At 48.6% G+C, this 21305-nt stretch carries 18 protein-coding genes and 1 pseudogene; 4 read left to right on the top strand and 15 right to left on the bottom strand.

The genetic code is table 11. The features are described from left to right. Positions 1-22: 22 nt before the first annotated feature. Both RSX24_RS19065 and RSX24_RS19060 read right to left on the bottom strand, forming a co-directional pair. Complete coding sequence (locus tag RSX24_RS19065) at positions 23-1735, bottom strand: response regulator transcription factor (protein WP_343261512.1); 1713 nt, start codon at positions 1733-1735, stop codon at positions 23-25. 242 nt (positions 1736-1977) lie between these two features. Then, positions 1978-2874 (bottom strand): AraC family transcriptional regulator, encoded by an 897-nt coding sequence (locus RSX24_RS19060; protein WP_343261511.1) that lies wholly within the window; start codon positions 2872-2874, stop codon positions 1978-1980. Between the two features lie 117 nt (positions 2875-2991). Here RSX24_RS19060 and RSX24_RS19055 point away from each other — a divergent pair, with 117 nt between their 5' ends. Then, on the top strand, positions 2992-3909 hold the full coding sequence (locus RSX24_RS19055; protein WP_339276386.1) for an EamA family transporter: 918 nt from the start codon (positions 2992-2994) through the stop codon (positions 3907-3909). A gap of 352 nt (positions 3910-4261) precedes the next feature. Here the strand turns inward: RSX24_RS19055 and RSX24_RS19050 are convergent, their stop codons facing one another. Next, positions 4262-6328 carry a CotH kinase family protein gene (locus tag RSX24_RS19050; protein WP_343261510.1) on the bottom strand — a complete coding sequence of 689 codons (2067 nt, stop codon included), beginning with the start codon at positions 6326-6328 and terminating at the stop codon, positions 4262-4264. A gap of 421 nt (positions 6329-6749) precedes the next feature. Here RSX24_RS19050 and RSX24_RS19045 point away from each other — a divergent pair, with 421 nt between their 5' ends. Next, positions 6750-8516, top strand: coding sequence for a methyl-accepting chemotaxis protein (locus RSX24_RS19045; RefSeq protein ID WP_339276384.1), 1767 nt, complete (start codon positions 6750-6752; stop codon positions 8514-8516). Between the two features lie 281 nt (positions 8517-8797). On the opposite strand, the gene RSX24_RS19040 is transcribed toward RSX24_RS19045, so the two are convergent. The 10 genes and pseudogenes from RSX24_RS19040 to RSX24_RS19000 all read right to left on the bottom strand — a co-directional run bounded on the left by RSX24_RS19040 (position 8798) and on the right by RSX24_RS19000 (position 16191). After that, complete coding sequence (locus RSX24_RS19040) at positions 8798-9511, bottom strand: aldo/keto reductase (protein WP_343261509.1); 714 nt, start codon at positions 9509-9511, stop codon at positions 8798-8800. Then, positions 9508-9846 carry an aldo/keto reductase gene (locus tag RSX24_RS19035; protein ID WP_343261508.1) on the bottom strand — a complete coding sequence of 113 codons (339 nt, stop codon included), beginning with the start codon at positions 9844-9846 and terminating at the stop codon, positions 9508-9510. The genes RSX24_RS19040 and RSX24_RS19035 overlap by 4 nt, the downstream gene beginning before the upstream one ends. 106 nt (positions 9847-9952) lie before the next feature. After that, a pseudogene (locus tag RSX24_RS19030) lies at positions 9953-10882 on the bottom strand (MBL fold metallo-hydrolase). Positions 10883-11057: 175 nt separating this feature from the next. Next, positions 11058-11651 carry a TetR/AcrR family transcriptional regulator gene (locus tag RSX24_RS19025; RefSeq protein WP_339276380.1) on the bottom strand — a complete coding sequence of 198 codons (594 nt, stop codon included), beginning with the start codon at positions 11649-11651 and terminating at the stop codon, positions 11058-11060. An 836-nt stretch (positions 11652-12487) separates the two neighbouring features. Continuing rightward, positions 12488-12688 (bottom strand): hypothetical protein, encoded by a 201-nt coding sequence (locus RSX24_RS19020; protein ID WP_339276378.1) that lies wholly within the window; start codon positions 12686-12688, stop codon positions 12488-12490. Between the two features lie 399 nt (positions 12689-13087). Further along, positions 13088-13168, bottom strand: a complete 81-nt coding sequence (locus tag RSX24_RS32360) for a putative holin-like toxin (protein ID WP_438286858.1) — start codon at positions 13166-13168, stop codon at positions 13088-13090. A gap of 260 nt (positions 13169-13428) precedes the next feature. After that, positions 13429-13686: a hypothetical protein gene (locus RSX24_RS19015; RefSeq protein WP_339276377.1), complete on the bottom strand. Its 258-nt coding sequence runs from the start codon at positions 13684-13686 to the stop codon at positions 13429-13431. 408 nt (positions 13687-14094) lie between these two features. Next, positions 14095-14343 (bottom strand): hypothetical protein, encoded by a 249-nt coding sequence (locus RSX24_RS19010; protein WP_343261507.1) that lies wholly within the window; start codon positions 14341-14343, stop codon positions 14095-14097. A gap of 916 nt (positions 14344-15259) precedes the next feature. After that, positions 15260-15589 (bottom strand): DUF4190 domain-containing protein, encoded by a 330-nt coding sequence (locus RSX24_RS19005; protein ID WP_343261506.1) that lies wholly within the window; start codon positions 15587-15589, stop codon positions 15260-15262. 53 nt (positions 15590-15642) lie between these two features. Then, positions 15643-16191, bottom strand: a complete 549-nt coding sequence (locus RSX24_RS19000; protein WP_339276374.1) for a hypothetical protein — start codon at positions 16189-16191, stop codon at positions 15643-15645. Positions 16192-16442: 251 nt separating this feature from the next. Between RSX24_RS19000 and RSX24_RS18995 the strand changes: the two genes are divergently transcribed. Together RSX24_RS18995 and RSX24_RS18990 are read left to right on the top strand one after the other, a co-directional pair. Beyond that, on the top strand, positions 16443-17021 hold the full coding sequence (locus tag RSX24_RS18995) for a TetR/AcrR family transcriptional regulator (protein WP_339276372.1): 579 nt from the start codon (positions 16443-16445) through the stop codon (positions 17019-17021). A gap of 58 nt (positions 17022-17079) precedes the next feature. Continuing rightward, complete coding sequence (locus RSX24_RS18990; protein ID WP_343261505.1) at positions 17080-19266, top strand: YhgE/Pip family protein; 2187 nt, start codon at positions 17080-17082, stop codon at positions 19264-19266. Between the two features lie 285 nt (positions 19267-19551). On the opposite strand, the gene RSX24_RS18985 is transcribed toward RSX24_RS18990, so the two are convergent. Continuing rightward, a complete protein-coding gene (locus RSX24_RS18985) occupies positions 19552-19851 on the bottom strand; it encodes a DUF4190 domain-containing protein (protein WP_236420261.1) in 300 nt (99 codons plus the stop codon). Positions 19852-20198: 347 nt separating this feature from the next. Continuing rightward, positions 20199-20861: a DUF6709 family protein gene (locus RSX24_RS18980; protein ID WP_343261504.1), complete on the bottom strand. Its 663-nt coding sequence runs from the start codon at positions 20859-20861 to the stop codon at positions 20199-20201. Positions 20862-21305: the final 444 nt, after the last annotated feature.

Below are 21305 nucleotides of genomic sequence, written 5' to 3'. Positions count from 1 at the left end.
CCGATCCAGCCGGCCAAGCTCCTCATGGCATCCTTCCTCCGTCCGGAGCGGAGGATGCTTGCTTACGATATTCCTTGGGAGAGATGCCGATATGTTTCTTAAAACAAAAGCTGAAATAGTTCGGCTCGGCAAAACCGACCTGCTCGGCGATTTGAAACGACTTCAGATCCGTGGAACGAAGCAGCTCTTTCGCGGCCTCCATGCGAATCTGCATCAGGTATTGCAGGAAGGTCAGCTGCACTTCTTTTTTGAAAATGGCGCAAAAATAACCGGAGCTGATGTGCAGATGCCCGCATACCTTCTGGATGGACAGCTCCGGGTCGGCATAGTGCTGCTTCGTAAACGCAAGCGCCTGCTCCACGATATCCTTGTATGCATGCTGGCGTCCGCTGGCGATCCGTCTCTGGACGTTGGCGCATACTTCGCGCACCCTGCCCTGGGCTTCCGGCAGACCGGGCAGCCGGAACAGATCGGCGTACAGCTGGAAGCCCGCTCCGAAGATATCCTCCATTTGTTCCCCGGAGGCCTGCGCCGCCTTCCAAACCGTGGTCAACGCCTCGATCAAATAGAGCTGGATGTCGCTGCGGCCGTGTTCGGCTGTAATTTCCCGGAAAATGATGTCCAGCACCTCACCCAGTTCATTCTGCGTGCCTGCCTTCAGGCAGCGCGTAAGCGCCTGCTGTTTCAATTCGTCGAAGCGCAGCTTGCCAGCCGCCTGCCGCTCCACGTCGCCGATATAGATGAGCGGGTCCGTTCCCGGTACAAGCCGGTAATCCAGCGCCAGCAGCGCATCCTCGTAAGCGTGCTTCACTTGGTCCAGCGATTGCACCAAAGCTCCAGAACCGATCGTAGCCTGCATGCGCAAATAGTGGTTGATGCTGCGAATGACCGTTTCGAGCGCCTGCTGCTGTCGTTTCTCGCCATCCTCTCCGCCCCACCGGTCGACGAACAGCAGCACAATGGCCTCCTGATGGATGAACGCATGGCCTGCTTCATGCTCTGCCCATACTTCTGCCGCAACATTCAAGGCGGCGAACTGCTTCAGCTCCCCGTCTTCCGAGTCCCGTATGGCGCCCGCGGCAGATGCCTTAACTTCTTCCGTTGTTTCACGCTGATCTGACTTGAGGGAAGAAGCGTTCAGGGACTGTTTCGGCGTTTTGCCGTCCGTATGCAGGGTTACCACGGATACGCCGTAACGGATGCCCTTCAGATCCAGCCCGCATTGCTCTGCCTTGCCGTGAATGTAGGCCGGCGGCTTCCGCCGATGAAGCAAGGTCGCCATCAGGTCGGCCTGCATCAAAGGCAGGCTGGCATAGTAATGTTCGCGCAGCTGCTGCACATTTTCGCGTTCTGCCACCTCGGCGGCCATTTGTCCGCGCAGGCGGGTGAGCAGTTCGGCCAGATGCGCGGCAGAAAACGGTTTGAGCAAATATTCATCCACGCTCAGCGAAACAGCCTGCCGGGCGTAATCGAATTCATCGTATCCGGTCAGAATGACGACTTTGACGAGCGGATTGCGCTCCCTTAACCTGCGGGCCAGCTCAAGACCGTCCATGAACGGCATGCTGATATCCGTCACCACGATGTCCGGCTCGACCCGTTCGGCCATTTCCAGCGCTTCCCTTCCGTTTTCGGCAAGACCAACGATCCGCAAATCCAGCGCTTCCCAGTCCACTTCCACGACCAAACCTTCCCGCACATCCTCTTCATCGTCAACCAGCAGCACCCGGTACATCGGGATTCCTCCTTTTTATTCAAGCAGGGCATGTGCCCAGGCAGTTATATATATGTCTCAACGGCTCAAGCTTGCCATCATACTATACAATATCGGTCTTGTTTTGTAACCGCTTACTTTATTACAGACCAAAAAGCCACCCATCAAGGATGACTTCGTAATATCCATACTCTGCGCATGGATGAATCGTTATGCACTTCCAACATGCTACTTAGCTTAACCGCCTGATCCAGCAAGCCTTGTCAGGAAGAAAGACCGTTCTGCGTGGACTTTTTATAGGCCATGGGTGTCATGTTCATCGATTGGCGAAACTGCTGGATGAAATAACTGGTGCTGTTGAATCCCACCTGATAGGCGACATCCGTAACGCTGCGCTCCGGCTGCTGGAGCAACACCAGGCTCTGCCGAATGCGGACGTCCATGACGTATTGAAGCGGTGATTTCTTGAGCATTCGCTTGAAATAACGGCAGCATTCGGACCGGCTTAGCTGCCCTGCACGCGCGATATCGTCCAGCAGCACTTTCTGGGCATAGTGTCGGTGAATCCAGTCCAGCATCGCCTTCATGCGCCGGTTTTTCAGCATCTCTGCCTGTTCGTATTCCAGCGGGAATCCGTTGGCGATCAGGTTTTTCCACAAGCGGGCGAGATTTGCGGTAATGTCCAGTTCATAATGGGCCGGGCGCTGCTCCACCAGCTGATGAATGGCAACAATGGCTTCCAGGATGGCTTCAGCCCACTCCTCTTCTGCATTCAAACGTACATAAGGCAGATTGGTCGCTTGCATGTAAGGATAAACGTAAGCCGAATAGAGCTCTTGGGACACCACAAACGATGGCGCTACGTTCAGGCAGATATATACGCACCCCGTCCGATGTTCATCCGTCGCCATATGCAAACAACCGCTGTTGATAAACAAACCTTCTCCCTGACCCAGACGAACATGCTTATCCTGCACCCGGAAATCAGCCTGCCCTTTCATCACGCGGACAAATTGAAACTCTTCGTGCCAGTGAAGCGGAATATGTCCCTGCATATGTTTGCGAATGGTCGTCCGGTAACATGCAAGCGGCAGCACGATTGTGCGATGCTCTGTCAGTTCCCTTAAATTGGGGTCGATTTGAAAATCCATGATTTGCATCCCTTTACCTCAATATATTTATATTTCTTCATCCGATTCGAGTATAATATTCAGTCGTTTCCTTTTAATATCTACAATATAACATACTATTTTTACATTCATGATGGAGAGATGAACATGCATCGGGGAAAAGGATTATTTTACATTATTACAGGGGCCGTATTCTGGGGTATTGGCGGCACCGTGGCCAAAAAACTGTTCCAGCACTACGGCGTGGACGTGAATTGGTTCGTCGCGGTGCGATTGCTCCTGGCAGGCGTATTGCTGCTGTCCATTCAAGGCTTTAACCGCAATCGCGGCCAAATCTGGTCCATTTGGACCCACTGGAAAGACGCGCTGCGTCTGCTCATCTTTGGACTGATCGGCATGCTTGCCGTCCAATACACTTACATGGCTTCGATCAAAGAAGGCAATGCCGCCGTAGCTACCCTGCTGCAATACTTGTCACCGGTTATGATTATCGGGTACCTGTTTATAAGCAGACAGGCCAAGCTGACGCCCAGGGATGGAATCACGGTATCGCTGGCGCTAGCCGGATGTTTCCTGCTCCTGACCAACGGCTCGTTCTCCCAGTTGTCCGTTCCCACGCCAGCCATCGTATGGGGGATATTGTCGGGCGTCGCGGCCGCCTTTTACACGCTGTATGCCATTCCGCTGCTCAAAAAGTTCGATTCGCTCGTCATCGTAGGTTGGTCGATGGTGATCGGGGGTTCTGCCCTTTCCCTGATTCACCCGCCGTGGCGGATCGAAAAAGGCCTTCTGACGGGCGATGCCTACCTGTATCTGGCCTTCGTCATCCTGTTCGGCACGATGCTTGCGTTCTGGTTCTATGTCGAAAGCCTGAACTACCTCGCCCCCAAAGAAACAAGCTTGCTCGGAAGTCTCGAACCGCTCGCCGCCGTGATCACGACCGTGTTCTGGCTGCATGACCCCTTCGGCCTGTTCCAGTGGATCGGCGCGGCGTGCATTCTGATCATCGTTGCTTTTATGGCTGCCGACAAACCGGCGGAATCGACCACCTCAACGACGGGATAGGCGTATGCGCAGACCGATGGCGTGAAGTTGTTCTGCTTGGGTTGATGTGGTGCACTTCTGCTGAACTTTGAGCAGGAGCTTCGCAGCCGGGGAAGGCATTCATGCCTAACAAACCTGAGACGTCTTATTAGGCGTCATTTCGAACATTTCGAATTCTAACGAACATGAGAGGCGTTATACCGAACACATCGCGTTCATCTGGTTCATTTTGAGCCGAATAAGGTGTCTGAAGTTCTTTAGCGAAAAAATACACCCAAAGATGACCGAATAGCGTGTCTGAGGTTCGTCAGCCCAAAAAGGGACCTTGATGCATCATTGCATCAACGTCCCTTTTTTCTCTTTTCACAAGCTGCTAACTGGATGTCAGGCTCACTTGTGAGGCCGTCTTGTCCCAGTCCACTTTCATTCCCAATGCCTCGGTAACGAGGCGAATCGGCACAAGCGTGCGTTTGTTCTGAAGGATGGCCGGTGTGCCGAGATCCAGCGATGCGCCGTTTAGCGTGGCTGCACTACTGCCGATCTTGATGACCAGCGTTTGCTCGCCCAGCTCGGCGGTTACGGTTTTCGCAGTTTTGTCCCAAGTGACTTTCGCACCCAACGCTTCAAGGATCGAATTCACAGGAACCATAACTCTTCCGTTTTTCAGAATCGGTGCCTGATTCGGGAACGACACCGTTTTGCCGTCCAGCGTTACGGAAATATCCTTGTTCGTTGAACCTGAGGAAGCATTGCCCGCAGCTGTTCCTGCACTCGTACCGGAAGAAGCATCCGTACCCGTTGATTCGCTTGCTCCATCGGACGTTTCCGGCAATGGCGTTACTTCGCGTCCAAGCTGTTCCTGTAGGTTGGCCAGGCGGTTGAGCGCAAAGGTGGTCAAGGAGCCGGCTGCCATGTTACCCATGCCTTGCCCGCCGCCGAAACCGCCTTGCGGAGGCGTTGGCATGCTGCCTGTCGTGCTGCCGTTATCCCCGGCAGCCGCCGCCTCGTCGCTGCCATCCGCCGTTCCGCTTGCCGTACCGTCAGGTCTCGTCGGCGCTGTCGTTCCATCCGGAGGCGTCATGCCTTCGAATCCTTCCGGCGGCGTCATGCCATCCGGAGGTGTCATGCCTTCAAACCCTTCAGGAGGCGTCATGCCCTCGAATCCGCCCATACTTCCCTCTTCTTCAGCATTTGCGGAATACGTAATGTTGGATTCGAACTGTTCCATCGTGTAGAACTTGCTTGGATCGGCTTCCACGTACGGACGGATCAGGTCGGAAAGATCGGTGATCCGGTCTTGAATGCCTTCAAGGTAATCGGTCAGCTCATTTACATAGCCGAGATACTTCGCTTTGTATTCCGGCACGGCCAGCAGGTTGCTGATCATTGGCACGCTATCCATGCTGATGCCCAGTACCGGTTCATCTATGGATGCGGTCGTTGCATTTGTGTTTGTTGCGGTGGTGCCTGTCGTTCTACGTCCACCGCCTCCAGCGGAGTATCCGTTGAAAGACATGTTAAAGTCCCACGGCACGACGCTGAATTTGCCGTTGGCGTCGCCGTATAACATGTAGTTATGCCCTTTGTCCCCGTTGTAGCTGTCATAGTTGCCGAATACAACGTTCCCTGCAATATATTTGAGCGCGGAATCGACGTCCAGTACGCTCTCGATCTCGCCTTTTTCGCCATCCGGCATGTCATTCAGCACTTTAATGAAGTTTTTGAGCTTCGTTTTGTCCTTGTCGGAGCCCAAATCCTTTGTCAGGGTGCTGTACTCCTCATTTTCCTCATATTGCAAATAGCTTTTCTCTTCCGTATCGTACAGAACGCCATCTTCATATCCTTCGCCATAGTTCCGTTCCAGGTAGCTGTCGTCTACCGACTCGACCCCGGTATAAAATCCGAACAACTCGCCGTTGATGTACAGGTTGACGAACGTCGTTTCCGGCACGTCCATCCCGATGCTGCGCAGTGCCTCATAATGCAGGTATTCGCGCAAGTAAGACGGGTCGGTGTAGTTGTTGTTCAGCACCATTTTGTCCAATCCGAGCAGCGTCTGGGTTTTATCGTATTTGTCGAACTTCAGTCTGAAGCTGTAACGGTCCGAATCCTCCATCGAGGCTACCGATCTCAGCGTCATGTTGCCTTTGGTGGAAAAACCAACGTTATCGAGCTTGTTGCCGTCTACCTCCACGCTTACGCTTTTGTATTCCTTGTCCATCGGGCTGGCGAGAATGCTCTCCCAGTCCTCATCACTGATCGTAACCTTCACATCGATCACGCGGTCTCCTTCAAACAGCGAAGAATACGCTGGCGTGGATGTTGTGCTTCCCTCTTCCGCGGCATAGGCGGTCGACGTTCCCAACGTCCATACCAGAGGCGCCGCAACCATCGACAGCGACAGTGCCGCAGCTGCAAAACGTTTCATGACCCTATTCACGAATCAAGTCCTCCCTTTTGGTTTCTGTAAGCAAAACATTGGCTTATATACCCAGTCTAGGAGACAAACCTTGAATGAATCTTAAATCGATGAGGAGATTAATCGTTGTAAATTTAATACCTGAGATTTGCGCAAATATTCATTAATAAACATAAATGTGAAAGAAACGCGGAAAATGCGTTCCAAATGTTGGTCCTTTAGCACCCTTTTCATTCCAAAACTAACATAAAAGTCACTCAGCATCCGATATATTTCATGAATGCCTCATGTTTGTACAGCTTATTTTAGTTAAATATACCCCCTCCAAATGAAATATATGGGAAATATAATATGAACACGTATAATACTTCCATCATGGATAGGAATAAGCAAATTGCACAAACATGAAAATTCGACAAATACAAACTAAGAGGAGTGAACCATGTTGTTTGCAAAGTTTCGATGGAGTACCCTTCCATTTTTCGCAAAAAACCTGATCATCTCGTTCGGCAGCATCACGCTGATCGGTATAATCCTGATTACGGCAGCATATCAGCTGCAAAAAAGTATTTTGGTTGAACAGCTGCACGACCAGGCCACCGTCATTACCGAAAAATGGTACAACGACCTGGACACCGGCAAAGTCGCCGAGGCTGTCAACGAAAAAAGTTATTCCGGTCCCGTACAATCGGAACTTAGAACGTATCTGGACTCCATCCATGAGTTTTATCCAAACATCGCGCAAGCGTACATTTTCGGTTCGGAACTGGAGCAAGGTAACGGCACGTCCATTATTGCGGTTCCTACCAATTTGTTGGAGCCCTTTGAGGAGAGCAATCTGGCCGCAGGCGCCATGTACCCTCTTCCCGAAAATAACGTCGTTGTCCTGGAACAAATGAAGATCGACGGCAAACCGGCCTTCAGCGATTTCTATACGGATGAATATGGAACATGGACCACCTTGATGTATCCGATCAACAATGCCGACGGATCCATTTACGCCGCTCTCTTTTTCGACGTAGATGCCAGCGCAGTTCCGAAAGGACTGGACAAACTGCTTACATACGGTTTGATGTTCCTTATCGGCTTCCTGCTCCTGTTCATGGTGCTTCAGTACGTTCTGTTGAAAAAGACGCTGCGTCCGATCCGCAACCTGATGAAGGGCATCGAAGAAGTCAGCACGGGCAACCTGGACGTATCCATTCCAACGGGGCGGGACGATCTAGGCATTATCAACGAAAAATTCAATACGATGATCGAACGCATCAACAACACGATGTTCAAGGTAAAAACGACGTCGGGCCACCTCTCGGACTCGTCCAAAAAGCTGTTGGAGATCTCAGCCGCGAACAACGAAAACATTCAATCGATCAGCAGCAACATCCGGGAAATCTCTGCGGGACTCCGCTCACAAAATCTGGCTACCGTAGAAAGCGCCCGTGCCATGACCGAAATGTCCACAGTGGTGCAGACGATCGCCAGCAGCTCGGCAGACGCGGCCGACGAAGCGCTGACCATGGAGCAGCGCTCCAATTCCGGCCATGAGATCATGCAGCAAGTCATTGATCAGATGCGCCTGATATCCGGCGCGGTACAGAACACGTACGCGTCCATCCAATCCCTGGAGAATCGTTCCAACGAGATTAGCAGCATCGTCAATATCATTACCGACATTGCCGGGCAAACCAACCTGCTTGCCCTGAACGCCTCCATCGAAGCGGCGCGCGTCGGCGAAGAAGGCAGAGGATTTGCGGTGGTGGCCGGAGAAGTCCGGAAACTTGCAGAACAATCTCAGGAATCAGCCACGCAGATCCGTGCTCTGATCGACGAGATCCAGAGAGACATCTTGCAGTCGGCCGAAGCGATGCAGCTCGGTTCCCAAGAGGTTGAAAAAGGGATGAGCGTGACTAGCGAAACCGGCGTATTCTTCGAGGATATCCTGTCTGCGACGGGCAAAGTCGCCAATCAGATTCAGGACATCTCCAGCTCCACCCAAGAAATTTCGGCCAGCACGGAGCAAATGTCCGCCACGGCGGATGAACTGTCCTCGAGCGTCAGCAAGGCGGCAAGCAGCACGAAACAGATCGAGCAATCCGTGGCCGAGCAGGAAGCCTCCATGGCCTCCATCGTCACGGCTTCCGACGAGCTGTCCGCGGTTTCGGAGCAGCTGCAGGAACTGATTTCGTTCTTTAAGGTAAAAGGAAACTGATCAGTTTCTAACCGACCAAAAAAGAAGACCATTATTACGCAAAAAACCAAGGCATCTGAGTTGTTGACTCGATGCCTTGGTTTTTTTGTTGGTTGCTGGTGCCTGGGAATTGCGACTGAGTAGGTTGTACAATTCATACGTTCTTGCAGGGTACGATCGGGACAAGGAAGATTAGAGCTTAGCTTTATCAGCTTCAAAGTTTAAACCTTGCACTCGGGATGACCAAAGAAATTGAATACCCACGACATGGTAACCATCACTTGAAGGTGTTTGGACATATCTTAGCGGCGCTCGACGGCTACGCCACCAAAGACTCCCCACAGATTTGCGGGATCATTTAAATATTTATGAGGAAAGCCGAGCTCAATCGCGCTTACCGTGTCGAGCCTTTGCAGTTGTTCCTCCGTAAGCTGCACATCAAGCATATCCAAATTGCTTTCAAGCTGTCCGGCTTTGCTTGCCCCCAGCAAAATGGATGTCACGGACGATTGTGCTCTCAGCCATGCCAACGCTACATGCGCTGCCGGAGCATTCACTTCATCTGCTACTTTTTTGACTTCATCCACAATATTAAATACCCGCTCATTCAGCATACCATGGTTAGCCATCATGGTTACCCGCGAGCTCCAGCCTTCGGATTCCTTGCTTGGCTGCTGCAAATCCTCTCTTGAATATTTTCCGGTCAAAAGACCGTTGGCCAGCGGCGACCAGGCAACAACCCCAAGCCCCATCTCCTGAGCCATCGGAGTGAGCTCTCTTTCCGACGTTCGCTCGATCAGACTGTGTTCATTTTGCAGGGCAACCAGAGGCGACCACCCTCTCAGGTCGGCGATCGTCTGCATCCGCGAAATCTGCCAGGCCGGCGTATCCGATATCCCTACATAAAGCACCTTGCCCGCTCGTACAAGATCATCCATAGCGCGCAGCACTTCCTCAACCGGCGTCGTGTTGTCCCAGGAGTGTAGATACAGCAGGTCGATATAATCCGTTTTCATCCCGACAAACTTGTTTCAACCGAGCGAATCATGCTTTTTCTGTGATTTCCGCCTGCATTCGGGTCGCCTTGATGCGTATTCATCGTATATTTCGTGGCAAGCACGATGCGCTTACGACGCTCGCCCAAAATTTCACCCAACATGTTTTCCGAGCTTCCGTTCGTGTATCCACTGGCCGTATCGACAAAATTTCCACCCCGGTCGAGATAAATGTCCAGCATGTTCTGGGCTTCATCCGTGCCTGCGCCCCATCCCCAATCCGTACCGAAAGTCATGGTGCCAAGGGCAAGCTCCGAGACGCGTAATCCGCTTTTTCCTAAGAAATAGTATTTCATATATGCCTCCTAATAATCGTTATTCTTTTTTCAAACTGAAAATCTATCATTTTTTATAAGAAAATGATCTTCGTGGATACGCCGCTTTTTTCATGAATCATCCCCTTTAATTAATATCTCTCCACCATGGAACCGACGGTATTTCAGAAGAACCAATCTCAACACTTTCGCCTATGCGAGGTACCGCGATGACAACGTTTCTTTCAGACGCAGCCTTGAGAACACGTTTGATCGGTTCATCCCAGTCATGGAACGCGAGTGTAAATGCGCCCCAATGAACCGGGAGCAATAAGTTACCTTGAAGTTCAATGTGGGCTTGAACCGTCTCCTCGGGGAGCATATGCAGTGGCCACCACCCGCTGTTGTCGTATTGTCCGGCCTCGAATAGTGTCAGATCAAAAGGACCATAATGATTACCTATCTCTTTAAAGTGAGGACCGTAGCCGCTATCCCCGCTGTAAAATATCTTTGTATGTTTTCCTTCGATAATCCACGAACACCACAATGTGGTATTTTGCTTAGAAACACCTCGTCCCGAGGAATGTTTTGCCGGTGTACAGCGAAATTTCAGACCTTCAAACCTGGCTTCCTTCCACCAATCAAGCTCCACAATCTTCTCAGGAGCAACACCCTATCTTTCCAAATGACTGCCAACCCCAAGGGGAACATGAAATGTTCTCACTTTATCCTTTAATCTCCGGATCGACCGGTAATCCAGATGATCATAATGATCATGTGAGATGAGCACCGCATCAATCTGCGGCAGATCTTCGATTTCAATGGGCAGTTGTTCGCTATAACGTCTGCCGCCAAACCTGAAAGGAGAGGAATAGGGCTCGAATATCGGATCTAACAGCAACAGCTGTCCATCCAGCTGAATTAACGATGTAGAGTGCCCGAGCCATGTAACTGCCGTTTTATTAACATCTTCCTTTGATAAAGGTGTGACGATTCGCTGTACCGGGAGTATTTCTTTCGGCCGTGCCCTAGGATTGCCTTTGATATATTGCCGAAGGATTGGGAGTAAAGCCTTCATGCTATAATCGACACGCGTTTCAACAGGATATTTAAATCTCCCGTTTACGAAGTTTTTGGATGTTTGATATTCCGTTCTTCTCTTACTGGACATAGGTATCAACTCTCAAATGGTTTATTGAAATTAATAAAAAATTGAATGTTCATTCATTTTAAAATTAAAAAAAGAAGGACTCTTATGCTTTAACAGCGTCCCAACTCGATTGAATCAAGTCCTTCACATTTTTATCATTAAATTCAAATTCTTTTCTGTAATATTGCTTGGCCAGTTCGGTAACAGGAGCATAAATCAAAACTAATAGCAGCATGGTATCGTAATCTTTAAGCAACTTCTGTTCTTTGCCTTCCTCAATCAATGTATAAAAAGGCTGGAACATCAAACTGGAGTCTTCTAGAAACAAATTTTCGACAAGCGGTGAATTGCAAAATTGTTCATAGAAGAGAAATTCATCTTTATGGTTAAGAATGAATTCAATATAGTTGCTCATAATCCGTTCAAATCTTTCCTTGACCGGCATTGGATGATGGACACCCTGGAACATACTCGAACTAATCTTTTGCTCGACGTTCAAAAACAGCTTCCTCAGCATGTCCTCCTTGTTTTCGAAGTAAACATAAATCGTTCCTGGTGATACCTGAGCCCGTTTGGCAATTTTAGACATGGAAATTTCAGAGAAGCCGATCTCGTTCAAAAGTTGAATGGTTGCTTGAAAAATAGCTTCATTTTTATTTTTGTCCTTATATCTCATGGCTGAATAATAAACGATCATTCAATTAAAGTCAAATCCATTGAGACACGTTCACGAGAAATTCCTGTTTATTGAGCGGCTTGCTGCTGACTCCAACCATTAAAGTGGCTGATGGCAATATTAGATTTCAATCCACGCACTCCATACGGAGTGCGACGGCTTGCTGATAATTTGCATGATCGCACTCATTTGCTTTCACTTTGAATAAAGGTCTTATCTATATTGTTCCAATTGCAAATGACAGTATGAAGACATTGAAAGTGCAACTCGCAGGCAGTGTGTCTCCGATGCAAACTCAAGACCTCGCGTGATCGTTCAGTTGGCTTACTTTGGAGTGAGTCCAGCAAACGTTTAGTGTCTTTCCTTCAAGTGTTGGAGTGGAAGCCATTTGGGTCTTCATATGTCTCCTTACCGTTGTAATCTACGTAACAATGCTTGTGCTTGCTTGTTTCGTTCTATTGCTGCTTCAGATGGCTTACTGTTTGTCTCTTTGAGAAATTACTCTGTGTATTCACTTTCTATGTAGGTAGTTATAGTAGTATCAATTGGAATAATCCTTGCAAAACCATCATTAACATCAACAACAATGTGGTTGTCTCGAGATCAATCGAATTTCTTTTTGCTAATCGTTCAGACATTGGAACATTTGAGTGTGGATTGGCTAGTTTGGATCTAGTTAATGGTTTGTCAGAAATTTTAATTCTATTCTTCATTTTCAAATTGCTCCCGCACTCTTTGTGTTTCCAGTTCAAAGTGTTGTTCCATTTTCTCTAGCTCCTTCACATCTCCCCGCATCGCCTTATCCATGTCACATCCACAATGTTCATTTAACCACCTCAAAAGCACACCAAGTCACCTCACAAATTCATCCATTGCCGAATCAGCCCAATATTCTGGCCCCATATGTTGTGCCATGCAATATCTTCCATGATTTCTTTATCAATTTCAGGCATGAAAGCATATTTAGTAGCTAGGTCAGGATCGATATTGTAAGTGTCAACCAACTCACGAGCAATAGCATTCTTAAAATTTGGATAGCCGTTCGCCAGTTCTTGCATAAGGCGATGTTCAATGCTTCCCCTTCTAGGTACGCGAACATGATTTTTGAGCCTTTCACGTACTTTCTCAATGATTGGGTCATACGGTTGATTCACGCCATGGGCAAAGTCAACAAAATCTCTATACTCTTGTTCACTGTTAACAATGACTTTTGTTGGACGAATCGGTTTTACTTGATTTCCTTCATTTTCATCTCCCTTTCTGCATAAAACTGAGCGACAATAATTACCAGCAAAGAGTTAACTTTTGCATCAAACTGTGCTAAACTATAGTCAACAAGGATACAATAAAAAAGAGTAGGGATGCGCGAACATCCCTACTCTTTACAACAGCCGCTTCTAAGGGCGGTGGCTGAACACAGGTAGCAGACTTAGACCGTCACCTTTGCCGAGGGCGGTCTATTTCTTTTTGTTAGACAGTAGCGCTACGATCAGCGAACCAAAGGTTAGCATCAGCATAAGTGCTTCAAATACTGTCACAAGGCATCACCTCCCTTCCGGGAGACTAGCCGACCGCCCATATTAGCCAATCTGTTGATAGGGATATTATACCACAGGTTATTACTCTAGCCTATTGTTATGTGAATGACAGGAACCACTAGGCTGATCAGAACACATCTGATTTATACGCTTAGTGTTTGCACACGATTCTAGTGGGTTTACTCTGTCATAATCAATCTAATTCAAACTAATTGGTTTGTTAATATTGGACATCAAAAAAAGCACCCCTAGGCGAGTGCTTAACCCCCCCATAAAAATCTCAACTTGTTTATCGTAGTGAGCTTTATGGGCAACTTTTCTTTTTCATAGTCTTCTGTAGAAATTACTTTGTTGATTTGATGCTCTTTATAATAATACATAAAAACGCAGTAAAGACAAACAAATACCAAGAGAAAGGACAACCAGTTTCCTTTCCCGTAAACGAACGCAAAAAGAAATGTAGCAACGCCAGCCAAAATCGCTCCATATTTGTACTTTTTTAGCATTCCCCTATCCATGTTGACTCACCTCCCAACTAGGGAAGATTATACCATGTGCAAGGTAATGGGGCTGTGGAATCAGCTAGATTTAATCAAAGCAGGGAGAGCATGCGCAGGCACGTCAAAGCTGTGTTTGTTATTCTTCGTATATAGAAACTCTTATCCAACTTTGACCAACATAGTTATGAATGATTTGAAGCACAATTTAATAGTACTCGTTCTGCTTGGGCGTTTCTCCCGTTCCTTCCGTAATACATTGCTAGTTCATAGCTGTATTGTAGATAATATGAGGCATCTACATCAGAAATGTTCTTCCAGTCAATGACCTGTATTTTTTCTTCAAATAAACTTTCCAAATTATTTATAGGCAATCCGCTTAATCGATTTGCCTCAAGTAGCGTTAAGAGCCCAGAAACCAACTCGTCCTCACTTTGCAGTATAATGTAAATATTCATCTAAAACCTCTGTTTTACCTTCCAATAAATCCAACACCATCAAATTAACTTTAGAGATTTCTGTATAATATTTAATTTCATCTATCGTTTCTGCATCTGTGATTCTTAACCATTTAAAATCGCCATAACCCTTAATACACTCTCTGGCTTTATCAAATTCCAATAACTTTTGATAAGCTATTCCCCGCATCAGTAGATGCATAGCCCATATAATAAACAAGCGCCCGATCCGTATGTAATTCTCCGAAGTCCCCTTATCCAACTATCATGTTTAAATTGTAAATTCTTATGGATTCATCATATAGTGTTTTGGCCTAGTACAATTATTTCGCTCCAGTTATTTAAACCATAAGCAATTCTGAGTAGTGTCACAGTCGAGTCAAGTTCAGATCCTTCATATAAGCTCGACATACCCTTCCTCCTTATTTACATTTAATAACACTATATTGATTATTATTCCATTTATCAATATGTTTTTATCTGGATCTTTTGCAGATAGATTTTATTTCATATCTCATTCATTTCTATCTAACACAAAAAACTCACCTCGTATCCCTGTGTAACATGGGTACGAGGTGAGTTTTTATTTCATGTATATAACTTCGTAGTATCCCTACTTTAATAGAGAATATGGCAACTCAAAACTCTCTTCTATTTAATCCCTGCACTTCATACGGAGTTCGACCAGTGACCCTCTAATGTAATCAATCTAGGCTGCAAATTTCAATCCACACACTCCATACGGAGTGCGACAGGGTGTAGCTCAGTTTGGTTAGAGCGCTTGTCTTGATTTCAATCCACGCACTCCATGCGGAGTGCTACCCCTTCCATTCCCATAGCTTCTATTTGAGTATTTCAATCCACGCACTCCATACGGAGTGCGACAGCGAAAAAAGACGTATATGTCTCTCTTTTAAACAATTTAACACGTTATTCCGCAACTTCCAACGATCAATATTCCCTCTTTATGCTAATCTACTGCGCCAGGTGTTGCCAAAAGGTTATAATTCGCTATGTTTCGACAAATTCTGAGGTGCGAATCCCCCAGGAAAACCATGTGAGCTTGGGGTTGCACCAGACTGAATCAACCTTTGTCTGAGTTGCAGCAATCCTGCCTTACCTCCTTAAAAACCCTATCACAACCCCGACACGGATACCTCGTTGTATAAAAAGACCATAAGCAAAAGCAGCACAAACAGTATCGCATAAATAAGCGTGCCGATGATGCCGCATACCAGGCCTGCAATGGCCATTCCCCGTCCTTGTTCCAGATTGCGTTGGATCTCTTTAAGAGACAACGACGCAAAAATAATGGCAGCAATGCCGATCAGGAGCCCCACGTACGGAGTGATGATCGATAATATGCCCAAGACCAAAGCGGCAATGGATTTACCGTTCGTCTTTGGTCCATAAGGCGGAGGTGGGGTTAATCTATGCTGATTCCAACCAGGTTGATGCTGTTCCAAAGTAAACCCTCCCTACTTCTCTTCAATAACCCCCATTACTAGGGTACTGATATTCAGTTCGTCAAGAAACCATCCCACTGCCAGCCCCCATCTTCGGCACGAATGTAATTGAATACCAACTCCGCGTACCCTTCATCATAGAGCCGAGCCAGCATGAGAACAGAGCGATTCGCTTCTTCCTGATGGTACCCTCTGAACTCCAAATCTCCCGGACGGACGTTCTTCAGAAATGCCGTTTCGTATTTATGCTCGCCGTCTTCAAAGCGGATCGAATTTTGCGCTTTGAGGATGTCAACATGAGAAGAAGCCACGGACTCCATGTAAGCATAGTCCTCGTTTTCCATGGCGGAAATCAGCTTGAATGCCAGATTCATCGTCTCCCGGATGTTCCCCTGCAATTCCTCTTCATTCACCAGACCAGCATCCTGCGCTTCTAATTGCTGCGTTAACTTTGCATTTTCATTCCGCAGTTGTTCCAGCTCATCTACACGACCTGCCTCACTGCCGATCCCCTCAAGACGGGAAGTTTCCGTCGCTTCTTTCTCACCATAGCAGCCTGTCAACGAGAGCCCAAGCAGCAGCCAAATGCCTAACCTTTTCATGACGTCCCCCCCTATTCACAAAAAGTACCATAATCACCCAATAGGTGGATGACATTATTGTTACTCCCTCTTTTCATTTCCCCATTTCCTCTATTACCTCCCAAGAGTATGACGAACATCACATGCGGATCTCTGGTCCAGATGCTACAGTTAATTCGACCAAATGACCAATATAGTAAATCGGTCAATTCCTTAAATCAGGTACAACAGTACATGAGACAACACCCTTTCTGACAAGGAGGTGAATATGCATGGCCGATATCAACCGAAGGCAGCAGGTCGTCTCCGCTGCGGAGAAATCCTTCTCCCTGTTTGGCTATAAGGCAACGACCATGGAGCAAGTGGCCAGACTGGCGCATGTGGGCAAAGGCACGATTTACAATTTTTTCGAAAACAAAGAAGAGCTGTTCCGCGAAATTTTGCACTCCATCATTGCCGACATGAAACGAATTACGGAGCAAACCGTGAAAGAAGAGCACTCTTTTCTCGACAATGTGCATGAGAGCATGGATGCTTTGCTGGAGTACAGGCAGGAGCACGAGCTGCTGCTGAAGCTCTTTCAGGAGGTTCATGATTTCGGTACGCCGCAGGCGAAGGAAGGGCTGCAAAAGGTGGAAACGGCGATCCTCGAATATTTGGAGCGGCAGGTCAAACGTGCAATGACATTGGGACAGATCAGGCAGGAGGACCCGAAGATCGTCGCATTTGTGCTGTTTAAGCTGTACGTCACCCTGGCCTCCGATTGGAACAAAGTGCATCCTGCGCTCCATAAGGAGCAGATTAAGGCATTTGTCGGGCCGTTCCTCAAGAACGGACTATCCCCGACTTAGAGGAACCCGCGCATGCAATCCATATAGAGAGAACAAGAAACGATGGGGAGAGAACATCATGAAATCAATGACTGTGTTTTTTCGGGAACTCGGGTCCGCCCTCAGAAAACCGAAAGTAATCATACCGATTATCGTTGTGCTGTTTATACCGGTGCTGTACAGCGGCATGTTTTTGGAAGCTTTCTGGGACCCTTACGGCAAAATGAACGAACTGCCTGTCGCGGTGGTCAACAATGACCAAGGAGCAACTTACAATGAGCAAACGCTGGAAGTCGGGCAGAATCTGGTCGACGAGCTGAAGAAAAGCGATGACTTCAACTGGCAGTTCGTCTCACGCGAACAGGCCGACGAGGGCATGAAGGATAACGCGTATTATATGACGATCGTAATCCCCGAGGACTTCTCCGCCCGTGCAACCACCTTGATGGACGATCATCCCAAGCCTGCCGAACTGATCTATGAACCAAACGAAGGATACAACTTCCTCGCAGGCCAGATCGGAGGAACGGCGGTAAAACAGATTAAAGCCAAAGTGTCCGCCAAAGTCACGGAAACCTATACGGAAACGCTGCTCGACCAGGTAGCCGTCATCTCGGACGGACTGGCAGATGCGGGGGACGGTGCCGGACAGTTGAGCGACGGGGCATCCCGTTTGCATGACGGCGCAACCACGCTCAAGGAAAATCTGACGAAGCTCGCCAGCGGCGCGGGCAAGCTGGAAAACGGTTCGCAAACGCTGCAAACCGGCGCGAAACAATTGGCGCAAGGCGTCGGCAAACTGCATGACGCCGCAACTACCCTCTCGGGCGGTTTGTCCCGGTTGTCTGAAGCGGGAGACCAACTGACGGCAGGAGCCGCCAAAGTGTCCGCCGGAGGACAGCCGCTGCTGAGCGGTGCCAAGGCCGCGCGTGACGGCGCAGCCAAGCTCGATGCAGGCCTGGCCTCGTCCGAGGAAGGCGCGGCGAAGCTCACCGCCGGACTGCAGGCCTCGGTGGCGGGCAGCGGCCAAGTCGCCGAAGGCGCGAAAGCGGTGGCTCAAGGGCTTGAGCAGCTCGCGCAGAGCAGCCCGCAACTGGCTGCAAGCCCCGAAGTGCAGAAGCTGCTCGCCGCAAGCCAGGCCGTGGCCGCAGGCAGCGAGCAGGTCTATCAGGGCGGACAGCAGCTCGTTGAAGGCAGCCGGACGCTGGAAGCTGCCCAGCAGCAGCTGCATCAGGGCAGTTCGCAGCTTGTGCAGGGCCAGGAGCAATTGCTGCAAGGGGTATCGCAGCTGGCCGATGGGCAGGATCAGCTCGCGAACAATATGAAGCAATTCAACGCCAAGCTGGCGGAAGCCGCGGCGGGTGGAGCAAAGCTCGCTCAGGGCACTGGACAGTTAAACGCCAGCACAGGCCGGCTCACCGATGGCGTGCAGCAGCTCGCTGGAGGCATCGCATCGGTTGCGGACGGCTCCCGCCAACTGGATGAAGGCGCGGGCAAACTCACCGATGCCACCGTCAAGCTGGCTGACGGATCAGGTACGCTGGCCGACAAGCTAAATGAAGCAGCAGAGGAAACGTCCAGCGTCACCAAAACAGATGAACTTGTATCCATGTACGCGCAGCCGGTTCAGGTCGAAGAACAGAAATATAATGAAGTTCCGAACTATGGTACGGGATTCTCGCCTTATTTCATGTCCCTGGGTCTATTCGTCGGTGCGCTGATCGCCACACTGGTCGTGCCGGTGCGTGACGGCGCCGTGGCTGAAGCCAGCAGCTGGAATCGGTTCGTTAGCAAAACGCTGGCATTCAGCCTCATGAGCGCGGCGCAGTCGCTGCTCGCCTCCCTGCTTGTGCTGTACGGACTCGGGCTGGAGGTCCAAAGCGTTCCGCTCTTCCTGCTGTTCAGCTTTGTGACCAGCTTGACGTTCATGTTCATCATACAAGCGCTGGTGACTTGGCTGGATAACCCGGGACGTTTCATCGCCATTCTGATGTTGATATTCCAACTGACCACCAGTGCCGGAACCTTCCCGCTGGAGCTCATTCCGGATTGGATGAAAGGCTTCAATCCATGGCTGCCGATGACCTATTCGGTAACAGGCTACAAAGCGATCATTAGCAGCGGCTTGTTCGGCGTAGCCTGGGATCAACTCGGAATCATGTGCATTTTTGCCGTCATCGGCCTTGGTGCCACGTTTGCGTATTTCATGAAACACCGTAAAGAGAACGTCGAACAAGTTCAAGGGGAAGCGGCGTTTCATGCTTAATCTTTATCGGTGAACGTTCAATCGTTAAAAGAGCAAGGCTGGCATGAAATGTTCGCCCAACTCGGTCCAATCGCGAGAGGTCGTCGCTTCATGCGCGGCCTTGCTTTTTTTGAAATGTAACTGGCCTTCATTGGTTGGATGCTGCCTCATCTTCCCTTACCACGCCAAAAAAAGACGATCTACAGATCATCCGCAAATGACCTGAAGACGTCTTTTTATCATCCAAACTAAGATGTCAGTATGACCATGCAATCAGAATGGCCGACTCCATCTCTCAATGGGGCTTTAGTAGCCGTAATAACTGCTTCCGGCAGCTGCCGCGAAGAAGACAATGAGAAGAATCAACATAATGATGGCATAAATCGCTGTACCGATGATTCCGCAGACGAGACCGGCGATGGCCAGCCCTTTCCCCTGCTCCATGCGAACCTTGAGTTCTTTGAGGGCCAGTGCTGCAAAGATGATGGCAACGATCCCGATCAAAAATCCAAGGTATGGAATCATGATGGACAATATCCCCAAAACGAGTGCGGCAATCGATTTGCCATTCGTTTTCAGCGGCATATATGGTGGTGGCGGTGGCATGAGTGGATCATGAAAATTCTGATCCCAATCATTCTGACGATGTTCCAAGGTAAATCCTCCCCATTCATTTCATTGACTACCATTATACTTGATCGCGCGTAGAATCATACTCCATATTTTGTAAATGCTAAGGGTTTCGTAAAAATTTTCTTATGGGGCCCTGTAAAGAAGTTGAACAAGTCATTTTATATGTGACCACACCAACAGTCAAAAACATATTCGGATCGAGGTTATCCCTTGGTTTTTGGGCTCTTTCTTATTTCAGATCACATAATTTGGAGGATTTTTGCAATCACAGTTGAATCAGCTCACGCTTATTACAACGTTATTTTGCCCAATCTTATGTATTAATACTGACGGTATTTATGCTTCAGCACACTCAATCTTCCGAGTACGATTAGACCGACCAATAGAATAATGCCTAGATAAATGCCTCCCAGAATTTGAAGTATGAACGACGACTGATCCTCTCCAATTTCCTTAGGAATGTCCAAATTAAGCATATAAGGCCAGAACTCTTCCTCGAATTGTTTTTCGGTACCCGTAAGTTCCTTCATATATTCAGTGGCGTGCCCCTTAATCTCGGGGTCTATCTTTTGCATACTGCCCGTGTTGTATATCGTGGTATCCATAGACAGTTCGCCATTATTCGAAGAATACGCAAGCTGGTCGTATCGGGATGAATGTTGTGCGAGCACTTGCACAATGAGTCCTTTTTCTTGATAAGGATAGATGTAATACAGGTAGTGATTCACCTCCAGATTTCCTTCCCGCTGCATATAATACCTGGCAAAAGCTTGGTGCATCTTCTCGAACTGTACCTCAACGTAGTCCCCTGCCTTTAGGGTTCCCGGATCCAAATGGTTCAAATCTCTGGGCCCCTCCGCATACTTCGCGTTGTTGATCAAACCTGAGACGATAAAACCTCCGAACACGAGTGTGGCCAACACAGCTGCAATCAGAAAGCCACGTATGACTTTCTTCTTCTCTAAAGCATATTGTTCTTGCAATTAATTCTCCCCTTCCCAATTATTTCTTCCACTTCATAGTAGTTATCGGTCAATCAGGGAAAAATATGAAGAATTGGTCTTGATACAACCACATATGAAACAACACAAAGATGCGTAAGCAATCGTTTACGCATCTTTGTCGCAGTCCAGGTTTTCTGTTGTTATGCACTCCATAGAGAGTGCGACGCGGGCCGTGAGAATGCGGTTGATCAACGTTTGATATTTCAATCCACTCTCACTCCATACGGAGTGCGACTAGACGAGCTCATTAACGGCCGCCCTCTCTCGCGATTTCAATCCACGCACTCCATACGGAGTGCGACTGGGTACTGAGGTATACGCTCCAGATTACGTCCAATTTCAATCCACGCACTCCATACGGAGTGCGACAGCAAAAAATGACGTAACAAATGTGTCAATCGGAACAATCGTTACGTAACTTCA

Origin of the sequence: Paenibacillus hubeiensis (genome assembly GCF_032334105.1) — a bacterium.
Taxonomy (GTDB): domain Bacteria; phylum Bacillota; class Bacilli; order Paenibacillales; family Paenibacillaceae; genus Paenibacillus; species Paenibacillus hubeiensis.
Note: the sequence above shows the minus strand (reverse complement) of the source record. Positions and strands in the feature narration are given on the sequence as shown.

Bases quoted from the DNA above. Each gene is read 5' to 3' on its own strand.
- RSX24_RS19065 (WP_343261512.1), bottom strand. From the start codon at position 1,735: ATGTACCGGGTGCTGCTGGTTGACGATGAAGAGGATGTGCGGGAAGGT.
- RSX24_RS19060 (WP_343261511.1), bottom strand. From the start codon at position 2,874: ATGCAAATCATGGATTTTCAAATCGACCCCAATTTAAGGGAACTGACA.
- RSX24_RS19055 (WP_339276386.1), top strand. From the start codon at position 2,992: ATGCATCGGGGAAAAGGATTATTTTACATTATTACAGGGGCCGTATTC.
- RSX24_RS19045 (WP_339276384.1), top strand. From the start codon at position 6,750: ATGTTGTTTGCAAAGTTTCGATGGAGTACCCTTCCATTTTTCGCAAAA.
- RSX24_RS19040 (WP_343261509.1), bottom strand. From the start codon at position 9,511: ATGAAAACGGATTATATCGACCTGCTGTATCTACACTCCTGGGACAAC.
- RSX24_RS19035 (WP_343261508.1), bottom strand. From the start codon at position 9,846: ATGAAATACTATTTCTTAGGAAAAAGCGGATTACGCGTCTCGGAGCTT.
- RSX24_RS19025 (WP_339276380.1), bottom strand. From the start codon at position 11,651: ATGATCGTTTATTATTCAGCCATGAGATATAAGGACAAAAATAAAAAT.
- RSX24_RS19020 (WP_339276378.1), bottom strand. From the start codon at position 12,688: ATGCAAGAACTGGCGAACGGCTATCCAAATTTTAAGAATGCTATTGCT.
- RSX24_RS19015 (WP_339276377.1), bottom strand. From the start codon at position 13,686: ATGGATAGGGGAATGCTAAAAAAGTACAAATATGGAGCGATTTTGGCT.
- RSX24_RS19000 (WP_339276374.1), bottom strand. From the start codon at position 16,191: ATGAAAAGGTTAGGCATTTGGCTGCTGCTTGGGCTCTCGTTGACAGGC.
- RSX24_RS18995 (WP_339276372.1), top strand. From the start codon at position 16,443: ATGGCCGATATCAACCGAAGGCAGCAGGTCGTCTCCGCTGCGGAGAAA.
- RSX24_RS18990 (WP_343261505.1), top strand. From the start codon at position 17,080: ATGAAATCAATGACTGTGTTTTTTCGGGAACTCGGGTCCGCCCTCAGA.
- RSX24_RS18985 (WP_236420261.1), bottom strand. From the start codon at position 19,851: ATGCCACCGCCACCACCATATATGCCGCTGAAAACGAATGGCAAATCG.